Below are 19,408 nucleotides of genomic sequence, written 5' to 3'. Positions count from 1 at the left end.
ACGGGAGGCCGGGTGGTCGTCGCCGGGTTCGGTCACGTGGGGGGAGGGGGTCGCCCTGGTCCTCCGGGCGCTCGGGTTCTGGGTCACCGTCGCCGACACCGACCCGGTCCGGGCGCTGCAGGCCGTGTTCGCCGGGTACGAGGTCGCTCCCCTCGTCGACGCCGTCCGCACCGCCGACCTGGTGGTGAGCGCGACCGGGGTGGCGGACACGGTCAGCCTGACGGTGCTCCGTGCGTGCGCTCCCGGAGCGGTCCTGTCGGTCGCGGGCGGGGTGGACCAGGAGATCGCGGTCGAGGACGCCGTCGCAGCGGGGGCCGAGCGGACGACGGTGGGTCGACGGGTCGAGCGCCTCACGCTCCCGGACGGTCCCGGCGTGCTGCTGCTCGACGGCGGCGGGTGCATCAACATCACCGCGGCCGAGGGCAACCCGATCGAGGTGATGGACCTGTCCTTCGCGGCGCAGCTCGGTGCCGTGCGGATGCTCGTCGAGCGGGGCGACGAGCTGGACCGCGCCGTCGTGCCGATCGACCCCGAGGTGGACGAGGCGACCGCCCGCGTGGCGCTCGCCGCGTTCGGGGCGCGGGGCGGGCCTCCCGGCGGTGGTACCGACGTGGGCGGCACGTCCGCCGCGACGCTCGCCGCGCAGCCCGTGGACCGCGAGCCGGACGTCCGGACCCGACGGTTCGGGGACCCGACGTGACGGGCCGGCGGCCGGCGGCACCCGGGCAGACGACGGTGCACTCCGCGCGGATCGTCGTGCCGATGACCGCGCCGCCGATCGCGGACGGCGCCGTCGCGGTGCGCGACGGCCGGATCCTGCACGTCGGCGAACGCTCCTGGGTGGTGGACCAGCTCGACGGCACCCCCCGTGACCGAGCGGCGGTGGCGGGGTGCGCTCCTCCCGGGGCTCGTCAACGCGCACACGCACCTGCAGTACACGGGCATGGCCGGTGTCGGGCGCGGCCGGTACGCCGGATTCGAGGACTGGGCCGCCGCGTTCAACGCCGTCTACGCGCAGCCACACGACTGGCGGGCCGAGGCCGCGGCCGGTGCGGCACAGTCGGTGGCGGCCGGGGTGACGAGCATCGCCGACGTGGTGACCGACATCGATGCGGTGACCGCGCTCGAGGACGCCGGTCTCGGCGGCATCGCCTACTGGGAGGTGATGGACTGGGAGAACGCCGCCTGGCAGGAGCACGGGCGCGACCAGGTCCTCGCCGAACTCGAGCGGGTGCCCACCACCCCCGGCGCCGGGCTCTCCCCCGCACGCCCCGTACTCGCTCGACGTCGCGCCGCTGCTCGAACTGCCCGACATCGTCCGGCAGCGCGGACTCCGGCTGCACCTGCACCTCGGCGAAGCCGCGTTCGAGGGTGAGCGCACCGCGATCGAACCGATCCCCGGCTTCGCGGGCGTCGTCGGCGTCGGCCACGGTGCGGACTGGCACCTGGCGAACGTGCCGTCCTTCCGGGCCATGCGCGCGCTCGGGTTCGGCGCGAGTGCGACCTCGTTCGTGGACCGCCTCGGCGTGCTCGGGCCGGACTGCCACATCGCGCACGGCGTCTACATGACCGCCGCCGACCGGGCCCTGCTCCGCGCGCGCGGCACCGCGGTCGCGCTCTGCCCGCGCTCGAACGCCGTCATCGGGCTCGACCCGCCGCCGGTCGCCGACTACCTGCGCGAGGGCAGCCCGATCGCCGTGGGCACCGACTCGCTGTCGTCCTCGCCGTCGCTCGACCCGATGGCGGACGTCACCGCACTGCACCGCATCGCCCGCGCACAGGGCTACAGCGGACGCGACCTGCACGAGCGGCTGCTCGCGGCGGCGACCCTCGGTGGCGCCCACGCGATGGGACTCGCGGTCGGACCGGACCGGATCGGACACCTGGCCGTCGGAGCCCGCGCCGACCTCGCGGTGTTCGACGTCGACGCCCGGACCGTGCCGGACGCGCTCGCCGAACTCGTGGAGGACGGAGCCGGGCGTGCGGTGGCGACCGTCGTCCGCGGGGTGGTCCGGACCACCGATGCTGCTGCCCGTGTCCCCCCTGACCCCGTCCGCCGCAGGCGCGGCACCCACCCCGAGCAAGGAGTCCCGATGACCGACACCGCACCCCGCCCCGGCATGGCCGCTCGCCGCACCGTCGCCGGCGACGTCGTCGAGTGGCTCGACGTCCCGCAGCGCGCTGCCGCGCTCGGCATGGAGCCGCACCCCGAGGGTGGTTGGTACGTCCGCACGTGGACGTCGCCGGCGACCGTGACCACGCCCGCCGGTGAGCGCCCCGCCGCGACGCTCATCCACTTCCTCCTGCCGCCGGGCGAGGCCTCCGCGTGGCACCGCGTGACGAGCGACGAGATCTGGATGTGGCACGGGCCGGACGCCGTCGAGCTCGAACTCGGTGGGTCCGGCGACCAGCCGGAGCCCGGCGCACGCATCACCCTCGGCCCGGACGCCGGCCGTGACCGCGTGAACGACGCACAGGCGTTCGTCCGCGGAGGCGTGTGGCAGCGGACGCTCCCGGGTGACGGCGAGGTGCTCCTCAGCTGCCTGGTGTCGCCCGGGTTCTCGTTCGACGACTTCACGATGCTCGACTGATGTACTGTACTTGACCCCGTGAAGGAGGCGGTCCTACGTTGGCATCGCTGGCCGTCCGGCCAGGATCACAACGGGAGGAACCGCCCATGGCACGACTTCGAACCGGTGCTGCAGCCGTCGCTGCTGCGGCGCTGATCGCCGCCGTCGGCCTGCTGCTCCGGCTCCCGGTCGCACTCCCGGTGAGCGCGTCGTCGGTCGCGGTCAGCGTTGCCGTCATGACCAGCCCGCCGGCGTCCGACCGTTGGGTCGCGGGGCTCGCGGCGAGTGCGGCGATGTTCCTGGCGATCACCTACACCGGCGCGGCGATCAACGAGCGTCGGCGTCGCTGACACCAGCCGAGCGTCGGCAGGGCAGGAACCGCGTCGACCGGTCGTTGGTATCCCACGGCCCAGTACACTCGGGTCCTGCCCTGTTCCCCCCTGACGAAGGCCAGACCGTGACCCGTCCCCTCCGCCTGACCATCGCCGTCGCGACCACCGCCGTCGCCGCGCTCGCCCTCGCCGCATGCTCCGCAGGGGGGCAGCAGCGACAACGCCGACGGCACCGTCACCGACGGCAAGCTCACGATCGCCACCGGCGACCCGGCGTACTCGCCCTGGGTCGAGGACAACCAGCCCGAGTCCGGCAAGGGCTTCGAGTCCGCCGTGGCCTACGCCGTCGCGGAGGAGATGGGCTACGCGAAGAGCGACGTCGTGTGGGAGCGCAGCACCTTCGACAGCGCGATCGCCCCTGGTGCGAAGGACTGGGACCTCAACATCCAGCAGTTCTCGATCGACGCCAAGCGCAAGAAGGCCGTCGACATGTCGACGCCGTACTACACGACCACGCAGGCCGTCGTGACGACCACCGGGTCGGAGGCCGCCGGTGACACGACCATCGCCGCGCTGAAGCAGGACACGATCGGCGTCGCCGCCGGGTCGACGAGCATCCAGAGCGTCAAGTCCGTGCTCGGCGTCACCCCGCAGGTGTTCAACTCGAACGACGACGCCGTGCTCGCGCTCAAGTCGGCCCAGATCGACGCGATCGTCACCGACCTGCCGACCGCCTTCTACATGTCCGCCGCCCAGCTCGACGACGGCACCGTGTCGGCGCAGTTCCCGTCCGACGACGCAGGCGACCAGTTCGGCTTCGTCCTGCCGAAGGACTCGGCGTTGACGAGCAAGGTCGACGACGCCCTCGAGTCGCTCGAGGAGGACGGCACGCTCGAGCAGCTGCAGACGAAGTGGCTCTCCTCCGAGACGAACACCCCGGTCCTGAAGTGACGCGGGCATGACCCTGCCCGCCGGTGCGGGCGGTCCGGCGGGCGTGGGCGCGCCCGTCGCCGCCCCGGCACCCAGCCAGGTCGAACGCGAGCGGCAGCTCTACCGCCAGCAGCGCGGCCGCCGTTCCGTCGTGGTGTCCGTCGTCTCGACGCTCGTGGTCGTCGCGCTCGTCTGGGTCGGCGTGGTCAACACCCCCCGGGTGGGCCGCGGTGCAGCGGTCGTTCTTCGACCCGCAGGTGGCGTGGGAGACCCTGCCCGACATCCTGCTCGGGCTCTGGCTGAACGTCCGGATCCTGTTCGCCGCCAGCATCGGCGTCGCCGTGCTCGGCACCCTGCTCGCGGTCGTCCGCGGCCTGCGGAGCCCGGTGTTCTTCCCGCTCCGGATGCTCGCGACCGGGTACACGGACCTGTTCCGCGGCCTGCCGCTCATCATCGTGCTGTACCTGGTCGGGTTCGGCCTGCCCGGGCTCGGGGTCTTCCCGCGGCTGGCGCCCGAGTTCTGGGGCACCATCGCGATCGTGCTGACCTACTCGTCGTACGTCGCCGAAGTGCTCCGCGCCGGCATGGAGGCGGTGCACCCGTCCCAGCGCCTGGCCGCCCGGTCGCTCGGCCTGTCCCACGCGCAGACGCTGCGGCTCGTCGTGCTGCCGCAGGCGATCCGCAAGGTCACGCCGGCGCTCATGAACGACTTCGTGTCGATGCAGAAGGACGTCGGGCTCGTCTCGATCCTCGGCGCCGTCGACGCCGTCCGCAGCGCCCAGATCGCGCAGGCTGAGCAGACGAACTTCACGCCCTACCTGGTCGCCGGCCTGCTCTTCGTCCTCATCAGCCTGCCGCTCATCCGGGTCACGGATGCCGTCGCCCGGAAGCAGCAGCAGCGTGAACAGATCGGAGGCACGGTGTGACCGAGCAGACCGCTCCCGTCCTCGAACTGCGTGGGTTGCGCAAGTCCTTCGGCGACCGACCTGTCCTGCGCGGGATCGACCTGACCGTGCACCGACACGAGGTGATCTGCGTCATCGGGGCGTCCGGCTCCGGCAAGTCGACGTTGCTCAAGACCGTGAACCTGCTCGAGGGCATCGACGACGGGCAGGTCCTCCTCCAGGGCCAGGACGTCTCGGACCCCCGCGTCGACGTCGACGCCACCCGCGCACGGATCGGCGTCGTCTTCCAGCAGTTCAACCTGTTCCCGCACATGAGCGTCCTCGACAACGTGACCCTCGCATCGCGCAAGGTGCACCGGGCCTCCCGTGCGGACGCCGAGGCGACGGCTCGCCGCCTGCTCGACCGGATCGGGCTCGGCGACTTCGCCGTTTCGTACCCGGACCGTCTGTCGGGTGGGCAGCAGCAGCGCGTCGCGATCGTCCGGGCCGTCGCGTCGGACCCGGAGCTGCTCCTGCTCGACGAGGTGACGAGCGCCCTCGACCCGCAGCTCGTCGGCGAGGTGCTCGACCTCGTCACCGAGCTCAAGCAGCAGGGGTCGACGATCCTCATGACGACGCACGAGATGCACTTCGCCCGGAACGTCGCCGACCGGATCGTCTTCCTGCACGAGGGCGAGGTCGTCGAGCAGGGCGCTCCCGCGGCCGTCCTCGACGCCCCGCAGCACCCGGCGCTCCGGGCGTTCCTGGCGCGCGTGCACGCGTAGCGGCGGCACGGCCGTCGACGGTGTGACCGCCGCCGCCGCTACACGGCGAGCAGCAGCTTCCCGACGACGTCGCCGGACGCCAGACGCCGGTGCGCCTCGGCCGCGTCGGCGAGGGGCAGCACGGTGTCCACGACCGGACGGACACGGCCGTCCTCGACGAACGGCCACACGTCCCGCCGCACGGCAGCGACGATCTCGGCCTTCTCGGCAGCCGGTCGTGCCCGCAGGGTCGTGCCGCTGACCGAGGCGCGCTTCCGCATGAGCTGGCCGATCGGCAGGGTCGCGTCCGGCCCGGACCCGGCGGCGATGATCGCGAGGTGCCCGTTCGGCGCGAGGACCTCGAGGTTGCGGTGCAGGTACGACGGACCGACCACGTCGAGGACGACGTCCACGCCGACACCGTCCGTGAAGGCCAGGGCACGCTCGACGAAGTCCTCCTCGCGGTGGTCGACGACCAGGTCCGCGCCGAGCTCGCGGGAGGCCGCGACCTTCCGCGCGCCACCGCTCGTCGCGACCACCCGGGCGCCGAGGGCCTTCGCCCAGAGCACTGCGTGCGATCCCATGCCCCCCGGTCCCACCGTGGACGAGCAGGGTCTGCCCCGGCCGGAGTCCGGCGAGCATCCCGATGTTCGAGTACACCGTGCAGGCCGCTTCGGGGAGCGCGCCGGCGGACACCAGGTCCAGCCCGTCCGGCACCGGCAGGAGCTGTGCCACCGGCACCACGGCGAGCGACGCGTACCCACCGCCGCTGAGGAGCGCACACACGCGGTCTCCGACGGACCAGCCCGTCACGCCGGTGCCGAGCGCACGGATCGTCCCGGACACCTCGAGCCCGAGCACGTCGGACGCTCCGGGCGGCGGCGGGTAGTTCCCCCTGGCGCTGCTGCAGGTCCGCGTTGTTGACGCCGGCCGCCGCGACCTCGACGAGGACCTCGCCCTCGCCGGGCACCGGGTCGGGGGAGCTCACCGAGGGACATGACGTCGACGTCGCCGGGCTGGGAGATGGTGATGGCACGCATCCCTCGACCGTACGCGCGTCCCCGGACGGGACGGGGCAGACGGGGCTGGGCGGACGGGGGGTGGCCGTCCCGCACTCCCTGAGCATCCGATCAGTACTGTCGGGGCGGAACGGGGCCTCCGGTCGGCGGCCCCACACCGACCAGGGGGGGATCCCATGTCCACGAAGCACGTCTCCGTCCTCGCGACCGCAGCGCTCGCCGCGGTCCTGCTCGCCGGTTGCTCCTCCGGCGGCAGCACGACGGCCGAGGGGACCCAGGGTCAGGGCGCCACGAGCGGGTCCTCGAGCGCACCGTCGAAGGCCGCCGAGGAGCAGTCGGGCTCGCAGTCCAAGGCCGACGCGTGCGCCGCCTTCGAGAGCAAGGTGCGGTCGGCGGCCGAGGGGCTGCAGTCCGAGGCCACGAAGCTGCAGTCCGACCCCGACGCCGCGGTCGCCAAGCTCAAGGAGCTCGACGCGGACATCGACGCCGGTGTCGACGCGGTGAGCAACACCGAGGTCAAGGGCAAGGCCGAGGCGTTCCAGAGCGCCTACGGCGACATGGTGACGCGACTCGAGGCGATCACGAAGGACCCGCAGTCGGCCGACCTCGGCGCGTTCCAGGACTCGGCCACGGCGGTCCAGACGGCCGGGACCGACTTCGACTCGACCTGCGCGTCCTGAGCGGCGCCGTCCGCTGACGGACGCACCACGGGCCTCCCGTCGTCCGGACGGGAGGCCCGTGGTGCGCGATCCGGTCGGCTCGCCGCGGCGCGCGGTGGACCTACGCGGCCTGCTCCGGACGCGACGCGTCGAGACGCTCGACCTCTTCCGGACGGAGCTTCACGGTCGCGGCCGTCACGGAGTCGAGGATCGACTGCGGGCGGGACGCTCCCGGGATCGGGATGACGACGTCGCTCTTCGCGAGCTCCCACGCGAGCGCGATGACCTGCGGGGTGACGTCCCGCTCCCGGGCGAGGACGGCGAAGTCCTCGGCGGTGGTGCCGAGGTCGGCCGCACCGGCGATGCCGCCGAGCGGGCTCCACGGCAGGAACGCGATGCCGAGCTCGTCGCAGAGCTCGAGTTCGGGCTCGCTGGACCGGAAGACGGGGGAGAACCGGTTCTGCACCGATGCGAGACGGCCGCCGAGGACCTCGTTCGCCTGCCGGATCTGGTCGACCGTGGCGTTCGAGATGCCCGCCATGCGGATGACGCCCTCGTCGAGCAGTTCGGCGAGCGCACCGACCGAGTCCGCGTACGGGACGGCCGGGTCCGGGCGATGGAACTGGTAGAGGCCGATCGCCTCGACGCCGAGACGCTTCGCCGAGGCCTTCGCGGCCTCCTTGAGGTAGGCGGGGTCGCCGTTCTGTGCCCAGGCCCCGGGTTCCGGCCGCAGGTGGCCGCCCTTCGTGGCGATGAGCACCTCCGACGTGTCCCCGCCGTACTCGCGGACGGCCCGGGCGATGAGCTCCTCGTTGTGGCCGACCTCGTCGTGGGCGGCGAGGTGGTACGCGTCGGCGGTGTCGATGAGGGTGACACCGGCTTCGAGGGCGGCGTGGACGGTGGCGACGGAGCGCGCTTCGTCCGGCCGGCCCTCGATGGACATCGGCATGCCGCCGAGTCCGATGGCGCTGACGGACGTGTCTCCGATGACTCGTTGCTTCATGGGCCCAGCATGCGCCGCGCCGGTCGGCGGACGTCCAGCCGTGGACGCAGGGCGGCTCAGGGGACGGGGAGTTGTGCGGTGTCGAAGCCGCGCCCCGGGCCGACGCCCTGCTCGTCGAGCGCCTGCACGACGAGCACCGTCCCCCCACGTGACGACGGCGACGGTCAGGACGAAGCCGATCCCGGCGATCCACCACGACGTCCGTCGCCGGATCCAGGCGCGGATCGCGAACACGAGCGTGACGACCCCGATGACGAACGCTCCGCCGACCGCGATCGCCGCACCGCCGACGGTCCCGCCGGGGGGAGCAGCCGTCGTCGGCGCCGCAGGACGCGGTCGTGGAGGCCACGGCGATCACGCCCGCGACCGCGGCGATCGCGGTGAGGACCGCGCCGGCCGCCAGGAGCAGGACGGTGGACACCCGGTCCGCGATCTTCGCCGGCGGGAACAGCGACGTCGCACCCTGCTCCCACGCGACGCGCTCGGCCTCGCTGTGCTGCCGGGCGCCCGGGTGCTGCTGCGGTCCGGATCCGGGGACGTTCGACCAGGTCATGGCACCGTTCCTACCGCGCCTCCACCCCGAACGCCTGGGCGAGGCGCTGGATCTTCTGCGCCCGTCCGAGTCGCGGCAGGTCCGACCCGTCGCGGATCACGCGTCCGCGCGCCTCGAAGTCGTCGAGGAAGTCCTGCGCCCAGGCGACGTCGGTCGGGGTCGGCGAGATGACCTCGTTGATGACGGGGAGCTGCTCGGTGTCCAGGCAGAGCTTGCCGGTCAGGCCGAGCGACACCGCGACCTGTGACTGCTCGCGCAGGATCGGGTGCGAGGAACCGACGGTGGGGCCGTCGATCGGTCCGGGCAGGTCGCCGACACGGGACGCCACCACCAGGCGGGACCGCGGGTACGCCATCGCGAGGGTGTCCGCGCTCGTGCCGGTGTCGCGGCGGTAGTCGCCGCTCCCGAAGGCCAGGCGGAACGCCCCCCTGCGCGCGGGCGATCGACACCGCTTCCTCGATGCCCAGCGCCGATTCGACCAGCGCGATCACGGGGGGTGTGTCCGCCGAGCCGGTGCCACGTGTCGGTGACCTGCGCCGGGGACTCCGTCTTCGCGAGCATCACGCCCTGCAGCCCGGGCAGGCCGCGGAGCTCCTCGACGTCGTCCTCCCAGAACTCGGTCGTGACGTCGTTGATCCGCACCCAGGCCTCGCCGCCACCGGCCAGCCAGGCGGCGACGGTGGTGCGGGCGGACGGCTTCGCGGCGGGGTCGACGGCGTCCTCGATGTCCAGGATCACCTGGTCGGCACGGGAGCGGGTGGCCCGCTCGAAGCGTTCCGCGGCGGTGCCGGCGACGAGGAGCCAGGAGCGCGAGATCTCGGCGGGGACCGATCGACGCCGGGACACGGCAGGGGTGGACGGAACAGGACGGTCGTCGGTGGCCATGCACCGTTGGTACCACACCCGCGCCTCCCGGCCCCGGCGCGGCGGCGGGGCGGTCCACCACAGCGCATCCGGGTCGGGTGAAACGCCGAAACAGCGGGCTCATTGCCAGAGTGCCGCAGCGCTTCCGCCTACAGTGGGCGGGTGTGGAGAGTGGACAGGGCGACCGACGATGAGGACGACGTGAACGACGACGCCCCCGTCGAGGGCACCGACCTGCCCGACGAGCAGTCCCCGCTGCGCCCCGAGCTCCAGGTCACGAGCCCGCACGCGATCAGCCTCGGCGACCCGCGGCTGACCGCGGGCAACGCGGCCGAGCCCGCGTGGGACGCGTGGCGCGAGCAGCTCGCCGGCGTCGGTGGGACGAGCCCGCTCGTGCACTTCGCCGACCACCCCCCGCGCGCGCATCGAACTCTCGACGACGCATCCGGGCGGTCTGGCCCAGTTCATCACCGGCAAGACCACGCTGCTCTCGAGCCTGATCCGCGACGAGGTCGCGCTGCGGGCCGCCCGCGTCGCCGCCGGACACGTCGAGGCGAAGGGCACCGAGCTCGCCACCGTCCGCGGGATCGACGCCGTCAAGCTCGGCATCGGCATCGCGGACTGGGAGCACGGCGACGAGCACCACCGGGGCCCGGTCCTGCTCCGCCCGCTCGCGATCCGACGACACGGCCGCGACTTCGAGGTCCGGCTGCTCGGTGAACCGGTGCTCAACCCGGGCCTGGCCGACGCGCTGCGCGAGCAGTTCGGCATCACCCTCGACGCGCAGTCGTTCGTCGCCCTCGCCCAGCAGGACGGCTCCTTCACCCCGAACCCGGTGATCGACCGGCTCCGCGGCCTGACGGCGCACATCCCCGGCTTCTCGGTGCACGCCCGGCTCGTCGTGTCGACGTTCGCCGAGGTCGCGACCGGTCTCGTTGAGGACACGAAGGACCTCGCGCACCCGGTGCTCGACGCCCTCGCCGGCAACCCGAGCGCCAAGTGGCAGGTCGAGCAGTCGTACCACCCGGTCGAGCAGACGCCGTCGGACGAGCGCAGCCCGGAGACGGACACCCTGCTGCTCGACGCCGACGACGAGCAGGAGAACGTGATCGCGCAGATCACGGCCGGCAACTCCATCGTCGTGAAGACGCTCCCCGGCACCGGCGGCACGCAGACGATCGTGAACGCCCTCGGCGGCCTGGTCGCCGCGAACAAGCGCGTCCTCGTCGTCAGCCCGCGCCGCGCCACGCTCCGTGGCATCGCGGCCCGCTTCGGCGAGGTGCACCTGCCTGGCGTCGCCGTCACCCCGGCGACGCTCCGCCGTGACGTGGTCCGTGCGATCGCCCGCAACGAGAAGGCGAGCCGACCGAACCTCCGCGAGGTCGACGACGCCCTGGTGCGGCTCCGCAAGGTCCTCACCGACTACCGCGGTGCCCTCACCCGCACCGACCCCGACTTCGGGGTCAGCGTGCTCGACTGCCTGGTCGAGCTCTCCCGCCTGTCCCTGCTGCCGGTCGCCCCGTCCACGACGGCCCGGCTGTCGAAGCAGTCCGTCGTCTCGATGGTCACCGGTCGCGCCCGCGTCGCCGAGACCATGGTCAGCGCCGCGAACCTCGGCGAGTTCCGCTACGGCCCCGACGACTCGCCCTGGTACGGCGCGAGGTTCACCTCGAGCGACGGCGCCCAGCGTGCCCACGCGACCGCGCGGGAACTCGACGGCGGCGCGCTGCCGGCCCTCCTGCAGCGCGCGCACGACCTCGTGGCGTCGACGCACATGCGGCAGTTCACGACGATCAACGAGCTCGGCATCTACCTCCGCCTGCTCACCGAGATCCGGGACACCCTCGACCGCTTCCTGCCGATCGTGTTCGACCGGTCGGTGTCCGAACTCGTCGCCGCGACCGCTCCCCGGGGCGAGGGCGCGCCGATGTCGAGCACGAACCGCCGTCGGCTCAAGAAGCTCGCCCGCGAGTACGTCCGTCCCGGCGTGCACGTGTCCGACCTGCACGAGGCCCTCACCCGCGTCCAGCAGCAGCGCGTCCTCTGGCAGCGCTACGTGGCCGCGGGCGTGAACCCCGAGGTCCCCACCGGCATAGCCGACGTCCAGGTGCTGTTCTCGAACGTCGTCGAGGACCTGTCCCGACTGGACGAGCCGCTCGGTCGCACCAGCCGCGACCAGCAGCTCGCGAACCTGCCGATCGACGAGCTCGTCCCGACGATCGCCGAACTGGCCGCCGAGTCCGACGTCCTGCACAACCTGCAGGAGCGCACCGAGCTCATGCAGACCCTCCGCGACCTGCAGCTCGAGCCGCTGCTCACCGACCTGGCGAACCGGCACGTGCCGGACGTGCAGGTGCCCGCCGAGCTCGAGCTGGCCTGGTGGCAGTCCGCGCTCGAGACGATGCTCGAGTCCGACCGGGCCCTGCTCGGTGCGAACACGGACATGCTCGACCGGGTCGAGGCCGACTTCCGACTCGTGGACGACGCGCACGCGGCCGGGGTGTCCCAGGGCCTGGCGTGGCAGCTCGCCGAGAACTGGAAGGTCGGGCTCGTCGACTGGCCGGAGGAGTCCTCCGCGCTGAAGACGCAGCTCAAGGAGGGCGCGATCACGTCGCGTCTGCTCCACGACTCCGCACCGCACCTGTCCCGCGCCATCGCCCCGGTCTGGCTCGCCTCCCCCGTACGAGGTCGCGCAGATCGCCGACACGATGCCGTTCGACACCGTGATCCTCGTCGACGCCGGTGCCGTGACGATCGCCGAGACCGTCGGCGCCGTCCGTCGCGCCCGACAGACCGTCGTGTTCGGTGACCCGGTCACGCAGACGCCGTCGCCGTTCCGCATCGCCGTGGACCCGGACCACCGCGCGCTGCAGGTGGACGAGGAGACGCTCGACGCCCTGCACGCCGACTCGGCCCTCGCGAAGCTGTCCACGCTCCTGCCCACCCTGTCGCTGACCCGGTCGTACCGGGCCGGCGGCGAGGACCTGGCGGAGCTGGTCAACCGTCGCTTCTACGGCGGACGGATCGAGTCGCTGCCCTGGGCCGGCTCGTTCCTCGGCCACGGCTCGATCGCGCTCGACTACGTCAGCGAGGGCAAGGCCGTGCCGGACCCCGAGTCCGGTGCCGTCGAGAGCGTCGACGCCGAGGTGGACCGGGTCGTCCGGCACGTCATCGAGCACGCCCGCACCCGTCCGACCGAGTCGCTCATGGTCATCACGGCCTCAGCGAAGCACGCGGTCCGGGTCGAGCAGGCCGTGCTCGCTGCCGCGCAGGGCCACAAGGACCTCACCGAGTTCGTCATCGGTGACCGTCCGGAGCCGTTCATCGTCGCCACCCTCGAGCAGTCCGTGGCGCAGAGCCGCGACCGCGTCGTGTTCTCCATCGGCTACGGCCGGACCCCGCACGGTCGGGTCCTCCGCGACTTCGGTCCCCTCGGCAAGCCCGGCGGTGAGCGGCTGCTCGCGGTCGCGATGACCCGTGCCCGTCGGTCGATGGTCATCGTCACGTGCTTCCAGCCGTCCGACATCGAGGCCGAGCGCATGGGGCACGGCACGGTCGCCCTCGCCGAGATCCTGGCCGAGGTCCGCGCCCGGACCACCGCTGAGTACGTGCCGGACGACTCCGACCCGCTGCTCGTCGACCTGGCCCGGCGGCTCGAGATGCGCGGCATCCCGGTCGCGCTCGGCCACCGCGGCAAGCTCGGCCTGGTCGCCGCGCACGGCGGGGTCTGCGTCACCATCGAGACCGATGCGTCGCTCGTCAAGGGGTCGCTGCGTGAGTCGCTCCGGCTCCGTCCCGAGGTGCTCCGTCGTCTCGGCTGGCACTACGTCCGCGTGCACGCGTTCCAGCTGTTCTCCGACCCGGACCGGGTGGCGAACACGGTGGCGCAGGTGCTCGGGGTCGACCGCGGTGCCACCCAGGAGATCTCGATCCCGCCGGTGCCCGCACGCCGATGACCGCCAGGGTCCCACGCCGGGCCTCGCGGCAGGCAGGACCGGTGACCTCGACGACGGACCACCTGACGGGGACGTGGACACCGGACGCGGGTGCGTCCCGGGCAGGAGACGCGTCGGGGGGCGGCCACCGACCCCGCGGCGACCCCGGCACCCGCCCTGCCGCGGTCGACCGGGCCGGGAGGCTCGTCCCGCTCCGGCAGGCGCGTCACGACCCGTGCGGTCCCCGGCAGCGACCCGACACCGGCGCCGGAACCGAAACCGGCGCGCCACGGCACGGGCGAGAACGACGACCGGCTCCTCCGCGACCGGCCGCCGCACTGGGGATGACCGTCCCGCCTGACGGAGGACGGCCTGCCGCCGGTCGGGTGCGACCGACGAGTGCACGGGTCGGACCGGTACCCTTGCAGTGACCCACCCCGAACGGAAGCGTGTGATGACGGAGCCCTCCCGGCGGACCCGGCCCGACTGGCAGACGCTGCCGAACCTCATCACGCTGGTGCGCTTCGCCCTCATCCCGGTCTACGTCGGGCTGGTCGTCGCCGGACACCCGGGATGGGCGTTGGCCTCCCTGGTGGTCCTCGGCGTGAGCGACTGGGCCGACGGGTTCCTGGCGCGACGACTCCACCAGGAGTCCCAGCTCGGCAAGACGCTCGACCCGATCGCCGACCGGTTGGCGATCGTGGCGATCGTGCTGTCGCTCGTGCTCGTCGGGCTGCTGCCGTGGATCATCGTCGTGGTCGTGGTGGCCGTCGACCTGGCGCTCCTGGCGCTCTCGAGCGCGTGGTTCCGCGGCAACCCGGACCTCCGCGTGACGTGGACGGGCAAGATCCGGTCCGCGCTGCTGTTCGTCGGGCTGCCGGTCCTGCTGTTCTCGTCGACGTCGGTCGCCGCCGACCACCACTGGGTCCGGGACGTCGGTCTCGTCTTCGTCTGGCTCGGCACGGTCGGGCACGTCCTCGCCGGGCTGCAGTACGCGGGGGGAGATGGCCCGGAAGCACCGGGCGCAGCGCGCTCCGGCGTAGGCCGACCCTCCCGGCGCTAGCACCGGCGCCGCGCCCGCCTACAGCTTCGTCGTTCCGGCGATGCCGGCGCCCTCGGGTGCGTCCGCCGGAGCGACGTGCGCCCCGTGCCCGCCGACACCCGGCTCGGCACCCTGCTGGGCGCGCAGCAGGTCGCGGATCTCGAGGAGCACCTCGACGTCCGTCGGCGGGACGTCCGCGGGCGGTTGCTCCTCGTCGTGCTTCGTCCGGTCGAACGCGACCTTCTTGAGGTGGTTCACCGGCACGACGAGCGCGAAGTAGACGACCGCGGCGACGATCACGAAGTTCAGGACGGCGCCGAGCACCTTGCCGAACAGCAGCTCGGTGTCGCCACCGGACACGGTCGGGAACGACACGATCAGGGCCTTGTCCAAGCTGGAGGCGTTGAAGACCGCACCGATGAGCGGGTTGATCAACGCCGTCACGACCGCCGTCACGATGGCGGTGAACGCGGCACCGATGACGACCGCCACCGCGAGGTCGATGACGTTCCCGCGGAGCAGGAACTCCCTGAAGCCCTTCACGCGAGCCCCCCTTCTGTCGTGGACGGCCACCGCGCGGTGGCCCGGTCCAACCTAACCAGGAGGCGCGGGGCCGGTCAGGACGCGGACGACCCCGACCCGGAGGACGACCCGGACCCGGAGGACGACCCGGACCCGGAGGACGACCCCGACCCGGAGGACGACCCGGAGCCGGACGAGGACCCGGAGGAGCCGGACGACCCCGACGACGAGCCCGACCCCGACGACGAGCCGGAACCAGACGACGAGCCGGATCCCGACCCCGACGGCGTCGCGCGCGAGTCGGTCCGGTAGAAGCCACCACCGTTGAAGGTCACACCGACGGGCGAGAACACCTTCCGCAGGACCCCGCCGCACACCGGGCACTCGGTGAGCGTGGCGTCGGAGAAGGCCTGCTTGATGTCGAACGCGTTGCCGCACTCGGTGCAGCGGTACGAGTAGGTGGGCACGTCAGCTCCGGAACGTGATGATGCGCGACGGCGTGATGATGCCGTCGACGGGTTCGTCGTGGGGTTCGCGCGGGACCTCGTCGAGGTACTCCGTGTCGAACACCACAGCATAGACGGGCGGGCGGTTGGCCATGGACCCGAGGGTCTTGTCGTAGTACCCGCGTCCCCACCCCATCCGGACGCCGTCGTGCCCCACGGCGGCGGCCGGCGTGATGATCACGTCGACGTCGTTGATCGCCAGGGGGGGAGAGCACCTCGCCGACGACCTCCGGCATGCCGAACGGTCCCTCGCGCTCCGAGGACCCGTCGCCGACCGCCCAGTCGAGCAGCCCGTCCTCGCGGGTGATCGGCAGGAGCACCCGGATGCCCCGCTCGAACGCCCAGGCCAGGAAGGGACGGACGTCGGGTTCGTCGGGCGCCGACAGGTAGAGCGCGACCGAGGTGATCTGGCGTTCCTCGACGAAGCGCTGCAGCGTTGCGGTCAGGGCGAGGGAGTCGGCGTCGCGGACGGTCGAGGTCCGGCTGCGTCGCCGCTGCCGGAGGTCGGCTCGGAGGGCGCGCTTCTCGTTCCCGAGATCGGCGGTCATGGCGAAGAGTGTAGCGAGCGCCGGTACTGCGGCTTCCCGCTGATCTGCCTGTCCTCCTATCAGTTGACATGCCCGCGAAATGCGTTTCGGATACGGTCTGTCCATGGGCTTCCAGATTTCGAAGGCAGTGATCCCCGCCGCAGGGCTGGGCACGCGCTTCCTCCCCGCGACCAAGGCGATGCCGAAGGAGATGCTCCCCGTCGTCGACAAGCCGGCCATCCAGTACGTGGTGGAGGAGGCGGTCGACGCCGGACTCACCGACGTGCTGATGATCACCGGGCGCAACAAGAACGCGCTCGAGAACCACTTCGACCACGTGTCGGAGCTCGAGGAGACCCTCAAGAAGAAGGGCGACCACGAGAAGCTGCAGAAGGTCAACCAGTCCACGGACCTGGCCGACATGCACTACGTGCGTCAGGGTGACCCGCTCGGCCTCGGTCACGCCGTGCTCCGCGCGAAGATGCACGTCGGCCGCGAGCCGTTCGCCGTGCTCCTCGGTGACGACATCATCGACGCCCGCGATCCGCTGCTCAAGCGCATGATCGAGGTCCAGGGCGAGAAGAACGCCACGGTCGTCGCCCTGCTCGAGGTCCCGGCGTCGCAGACGCACCTCTACGGCATCGCGACCGTCGAGGAGACCGACACCGACGACGTCGTGAAGATCACCGGCCTGGTCGAGAAGCCGGCCCAGGGTGAGGCCCCGTCGAACCTGGCGATCATCGGCCGCTACGTCATCCGCCCCGAGGTCTTCGACGTCCTCGAGAAGCAGGAGCCCGGCAAGGGCGGCGAGATCCAGCTCACCGACGCGCTCATGAAGATGGCGAGCGCCGAGGAATGGACAGGTGGCGTGTACGGCGTCGTCTTCCGTGGACGCCGCTACGACACCGGTGACAAACTCGACTACATCAAGGCGATCGTGCAGCTCGCCTCGGACCGCGAGGACCTCGGCCCGGACCTCAAGTCCTGGCTCAAGGAGTTCAACGCGGGCGAATGAGTCGACCCATCCCGCACGGGTCCGGTGACCCCGGCCCCGTGCGGGACACCCGTCCCGCCGAGCGCGGGACCCCGGAGGAACCAGAAGCGATGACGACGATCCCGACCCTCACCCACGGGCGAGTCACCATCCGCCCCCCTCCGGATCCGCGACGCCCGTGAGCTCGACCTGGCGTTGGCCGGCAACCGCTCGTGGCTCCGCACGTGGGAGGCGACGAACCCCTCCGGGTTCGCGTCCGCCGACGTCAAGGGGAGCATCCGCGCGCTGCAGGCCAACGCCCGGGCCGGGTTGGGCCTCCCGTTCGCGATGGAACTGGACGGACGCTTCGTCGGCCAGCTGAACGTCTCCGGGATCACGTACGGGTCGCTCGCGAGCGCCTCCATCGGGTACTGGGTGGTGCAGGACGCCGCCGGCCACAACGTGACGCCGACCGCGGTCGCGCTGGCGACCGACCACTGCTTCCGCTCCGTCGGCATCCACCGTCTCGAGATCTGCATCCGTCCCGAGAACGCCCCGAGCCTCCGCGTCGTGGAGAAGCTCGGGTTCCGGTACGAGGGCCTGCGCCGCCGGTACATCCACATCAACGGCGATTGGCGCGACCACTTCTGCTTCGGCCTCGTCGCGGAGGAGATCCGCGAGGGCGTCCTCGACCGCTGGGTCCGTGGGCAGGTGCCGCACGGTGCCGGCCGCGTGCCGCAGGAAGCCTGGGACGAGGCGGGCGTGCCGCTGCCCGTCTCGCCGCGCGGCTGACGACCCACGGGACGGGTCGCGTCGCGGCCCGGTGACCCCGGCGTGGCCGGGAGGCCCGCCGAGCCTCCGACGGATCCGTCACGACTCGCTCGACACGCTCCCGGCAATGGGCGTCCGGGCGGCGCGCTCCCCCCTACCGTTGCCCCCATGGGAATCGGGACCTGGGGCGGCGGCGTCGTGCTGCTCGTGGCGGCCGTGCTCTGGGTCGTGTACCTGATGCCCGCGTGGGCGGCCCGTCGTGAGTACCTCGCCACCGAGCGGAACGCGATCCGACTGCAGCAGACCCTCCGCATCCTGGCGCAGACCGCCGAGCTGCCGGACGAGGTGCGCGTCGAACTGAACGCGAAGTCCCTCGCCGAGGCGCAGCGCGTCGCCCGGTCCGAGGAGGCGAAGCGTGCCGCGATCGTCCGCGCCCACGAGGCCGCACGGCAGCGGGAGATCACCCGTCGCCTCGCCGCCCAGGCGCCCGTGCTCGAGAAAGCGTCCTCGGTGCCCGCCCTGACCGCGATGCGCATGCGTCGCTCACGTCTCGGTGCCACGACGCTCGGCACGCTCGGGCTCGTGCTCGCGGTGGTCGTGCTCGTCGTCGCCCCCCGGCGCCTGGTTGCTCGCGGTGGCCGGACTCGTCGCGGCCGGTGGTTCAGCGGCCGTGCTCGCACAGCTGCACCAGGTCGCGACCGCGCGCCGTCGACGGGCCGCGGCCGGTGCGGGGGGAGCAGACCCGGGCCTCCCGGCCGAGCACCGCGTGGACGGACCCGGCGCCGCCGCTCTCCACCGACCAGCCGACGGCCGCGCCTGCGGACCGCACCTGGACGCCGGGGCCGATCCCGAAGCCGCTGTACGTGCAGACACCGACCCGACCCGATCCGTCCCCGGAGTCGTCGGCCGAACTCGCCGCCCGGCTGCGTGACCGCGTGGCCCAGGCGAAGGCCGAGGCGGAGGCAGAAGCGGCTGCCGTCCGAGCCGCTGCGGCCGACCCGTCGCTCGCCCGGGTGTCGCGGATGCGTGCCGACGTCGAGGAGGCCGCCGCGGCGCTGTCCTCGCACGACCAGGGGCGGCTCGCGGAGCGGCTCGGGCTCCGTGCCGCGACCGCCGGGTCGCCCGCTCCCCCGGAGTGCGCCCGCGCCCGGTGCGTCGGCTGCGCCCGGTCCGGTTGCGCCCGGTCCGGCTGCCTCCGCGACCGACGAGGCCGCCGCCCCCCGCCGCCCCGAGCCGCTGGGTCGGGATGGGCGTGATCGGCGACGACGCGTACGGACAGACGGACCTCGACGCGATCATGCGACGCCGTCGAGCGGTCTGACCGGACGGCACGCCCGACCGCCGCGGCCCGATTACCGGATCGCCGCGACCCGGTGCTATCGTTGTCGAGCACTCGGGGCTATGGCGCAGTTGGTAGCGCGTCTCGTTCGCAATGAGAAGGTCAGGGGTTCGAATCCCCTTAGCTCCACCGAGCAGCACGACGGCCCGGGACCGATGGTCCCGGGCCGTTCTCGTTGCCGGCCGTTCTCGTTGCCAGCCTTCCACAGACCGCCA

Annotated in this window: 13 protein-coding genes, 1 tRNA gene and 7 pseudogenes; 15 read left to right on the top strand and 6 right to left on the bottom strand. The window is 72.6% G+C overall.

What is annotated here, in order from left to right; genetic code table 11:
* Nucleotides 1–52: 52 nt before the first annotated feature.
* The 7 genes and pseudogenes from DEJ15_RS16820 to DEJ15_RS16790 all read left to right on the top strand — a co-directional run.
* Nucleotides 53–700: pseudogene (locus tag DEJ15_RS16820) on the top strand (Rossmann-fold NAD(P)-binding domain-containing protein); the annotation flags it as partial.
* A 168-nt stretch (nucleotides 701–868) separates the two neighbouring features.
* Nucleotides 869–1,375, top strand: coding sequence for an amidohydrolase family protein (locus DEJ15_RS16815; RefSeq protein WP_284175311.1), 507 nt, complete (start codon nucleotides 869–871; stop codon nucleotides 1,373–1,375).
* Between the two features lie 79 nt (nucleotides 1,376–1,454).
* Nucleotides 1,455–2,591, top strand: a complete 1,137-nt coding sequence (locus DEJ15_RS16810; RefSeq protein ID WP_284175310.1) for a cupin domain-containing protein — start codon at nucleotides 1,455–1,457, stop codon at nucleotides 2,589–2,591.
* Between the two features lie 86 nt (nucleotides 2,592–2,677).
* Nucleotides 2,678–2,920 carry a hypothetical protein gene (locus DEJ15_RS16805; RefSeq protein ID WP_110824072.1) on the top strand — a complete coding sequence of 81 codons (243 nt, stop codon included), beginning with the start codon at nucleotides 2,678–2,680 and terminating at the stop codon, nucleotides 2,918–2,920.
* A gap of 237 nt (nucleotides 2,921–3,157) precedes the next feature.
* Nucleotides 3,158–3,853 (top strand): ABC transporter substrate-binding protein, encoded by a 696-nt coding sequence (locus DEJ15_RS16800; protein ID WP_349814909.1) that lies wholly within the window; start codon nucleotides 3,158–3,160, stop codon nucleotides 3,851–3,853.
* Nucleotides 3,854–3,860: 7 nt separating this feature from the next.
* Nucleotides 3,861–4,758, top strand: a pseudogene (locus tag DEJ15_RS16795) (amino acid ABC transporter permease).
* Nucleotides 4,755–5,501, top strand: a complete 747-nt coding sequence (locus DEJ15_RS16790) for an amino acid ABC transporter ATP-binding protein (protein ID WP_110824069.1) — start codon at nucleotides 4,755–4,757, stop codon at nucleotides 5,499–5,501. Before DEJ15_RS16795 ends, DEJ15_RS16790 begins: the two are co-directional and overlap by 4 nt.
* 38 nt (nucleotides 5,502–5,539) lie before the next feature.
* Here DEJ15_RS16790 and DEJ15_RS16785 read toward each other — a convergent pair.
* Nucleotides 5,540–6,520: pseudogene (locus DEJ15_RS16785) on the bottom strand (NAD(P)H-quinone oxidoreductase).
* A gap of 155 nt (nucleotides 6,521–6,675) precedes the next feature.
* Between DEJ15_RS16785 and DEJ15_RS16780 the strand changes: the two are divergent.
* Nucleotides 6,676–7,179 carry a hypothetical protein gene (locus DEJ15_RS16780; protein WP_110824067.1) on the top strand — a complete coding sequence of 168 codons (504 nt, stop codon included), beginning with the start codon at nucleotides 6,676–6,678 and terminating at the stop codon, nucleotides 7,177–7,179.
* 100 nt (nucleotides 7,180–7,279) lie between these two features.
* On the opposite strand, the gene DEJ15_RS16775 is transcribed toward DEJ15_RS16780, so the two are convergent.
* The gene (locus DEJ15_RS16775) at nucleotides 7,280–8,161 is read right to left on the bottom strand and encodes an aldo/keto reductase (RefSeq protein ID WP_110824066.1); all 882 of its coding nucleotides are present in this window, start codon (nucleotides 8,159–8,161) and stop codon (nucleotides 7,280–7,282) included.
* Between the two features lie 563 nt (nucleotides 8,162–8,724).
* A pseudogene (locus DEJ15_RS16770) lies at nucleotides 8,725–9,599 on the bottom strand (HpcH/HpaI aldolase/citrate lyase family protein).
* Nucleotides 9,600–9,833: 234 nt separating this feature from the next.
* Here DEJ15_RS16770 and DEJ15_RS19810 point away from each other — a divergent pair.
* Together DEJ15_RS19810 and DEJ15_RS16760 are read left to right on the top strand one after the other, a co-directional pair.
* A pseudogene (locus tag DEJ15_RS19810) lies at nucleotides 9,834–13,534 on the top strand (AAA family ATPase).
* 433 nt (nucleotides 13,535–13,967) lie between these two features.
* On the top strand, nucleotides 13,968–14,576 hold the full coding sequence (locus tag DEJ15_RS16760; protein WP_284175309.1) for a CDP-alcohol phosphatidyltransferase family protein: 609 nt from the start codon (nucleotides 13,968–13,970) through the stop codon (nucleotides 14,574–14,576).
* Nucleotides 14,577–14,594: 18 nt separating this feature from the next.
* Here the strand turns inward: DEJ15_RS16760 and mscL are convergent, their stop codons facing one another.
* Nucleotides 14,595–15,098: a large conductance mechanosensitive channel protein MscL gene (mscL, locus tag DEJ15_RS16755; RefSeq protein ID WP_110824060.1), complete on the bottom strand. Its 504-nt coding sequence runs from the start codon at nucleotides 15,096–15,098 to the stop codon at nucleotides 14,595–14,597.
* A gap of 36 nt (nucleotides 15,099–15,134) precedes the next feature.
* Here mscL and DEJ15_RS19130 point away from each other — a divergent pair, with 36 nt between their 5' ends.
* Nucleotides 15,135–15,389, top strand: coding sequence for a hypothetical protein (locus tag DEJ15_RS19130; protein ID WP_349814951.1), 255 nt, complete (start codon nucleotides 15,135–15,137; stop codon nucleotides 15,387–15,389).
* A gap of 62 nt (nucleotides 15,390–15,451) precedes the next feature.
* On the opposite strand, the pseudogene DEJ15_RS19125 reads toward DEJ15_RS19130, so the two are convergent.
* Nucleotides 15,452–15,544: pseudogene (locus tag DEJ15_RS19125) on the bottom strand (FmdB family zinc ribbon protein); the annotation flags it as partial.
* A gap of 1 nt (nucleotide 15,545) precedes the next feature.
* A pseudogene (locus DEJ15_RS16745) lies at nucleotides 15,546–16,131 on the bottom strand (5-formyltetrahydrofolate cyclo-ligase).
* 103 nt (nucleotides 16,132–16,234) lie between these two features.
* Here DEJ15_RS16745 and galU point away from each other — a divergent pair.
* The 4 genes from galU (at nucleotide 16,235) to DEJ15_RS16725 (ending at nucleotide 19,322) form a co-directional block, all read left to right on the top strand.
* Nucleotides 16,235–17,125 (top strand): UTP--glucose-1-phosphate uridylyltransferase GalU, encoded by an 891-nt coding sequence (gene galU / locus DEJ15_RS16740; RefSeq protein ID WP_110824057.1) that lies wholly within the window; start codon nucleotides 16,235–16,237, stop codon nucleotides 17,123–17,125.
* Nucleotides 17,126–17,299: 174 nt separating this feature from the next.
* Nucleotides 17,300–17,875, top strand: coding sequence for a GNAT family N-acetyltransferase (locus DEJ15_RS16735; protein ID WP_502866128.1), 576 nt, complete (start codon nucleotides 17,300–17,302; stop codon nucleotides 17,873–17,875).
* Between the two features lie 704 nt (nucleotides 17,876–18,579).
* Entirely contained in the window at nucleotides 18,580–19,110 is a 531-nt protein-coding gene (locus DEJ15_RS16730) for a hypothetical protein (RefSeq protein ID WP_284175308.1), read from the top strand.
* Between the two features lie 139 nt (nucleotides 19,111–19,249).
* Nucleotides 19,250–19,322: transfer RNA gene (locus tag DEJ15_RS16725), tRNA-Ala, on the top strand.
* The last annotated feature ends 86 nt before the right edge of the window (nucleotides 19,323–19,408 follow it).

The sequence above is a fragment of the Curtobacterium sp. MCJR17_043 genome (assembly GCF_003224315.2).
GTDB lineage: Bacteria > Actinomycetota > Actinomycetes > Actinomycetales > Microbacteriaceae > Curtobacterium.
The sequence above is the reverse complement of the archived record's forward strand: the minus strand, read 5'-3'. Positions and strand labels throughout refer to the sequence as shown.

Excerpts from the sequence above, each read along its gene's own strand:
- DEJ15_RS16780 (WP_110824067.1), top strand. The coding sequence starts at position 6,676 with ATGTCCACGAAGCACGTCTCCGTCCTCGCGACCGCAGCGCTCGCCGCG.
- DEJ15_RS16805 (WP_110824072.1), top strand. The coding sequence starts at position 2,678 with ATGGCACGACTTCGAACCGGTGCTGCAGCCGTCGCTGCTGCGGCGCTG.
- DEJ15_RS16760 (WP_284175309.1), top strand. The coding sequence starts at position 13,968 with ATGACGGAGCCCTCCCGGCGGACCCGGCCCGACTGGCAGACGCTGCCG.
- galU (WP_110824057.1), top strand. The coding sequence starts at position 16,235 with ATGGGCTTCCAGATTTCGAAGGCAGTGATCCCCGCCGCAGGGCTGGGC.
- DEJ15_RS16775 (WP_110824066.1), bottom strand. The coding sequence starts at position 8,161 with ATGAAGCAACGAGTCATCGGAGACACGTCCGTCAGCGCCATCGGACTC.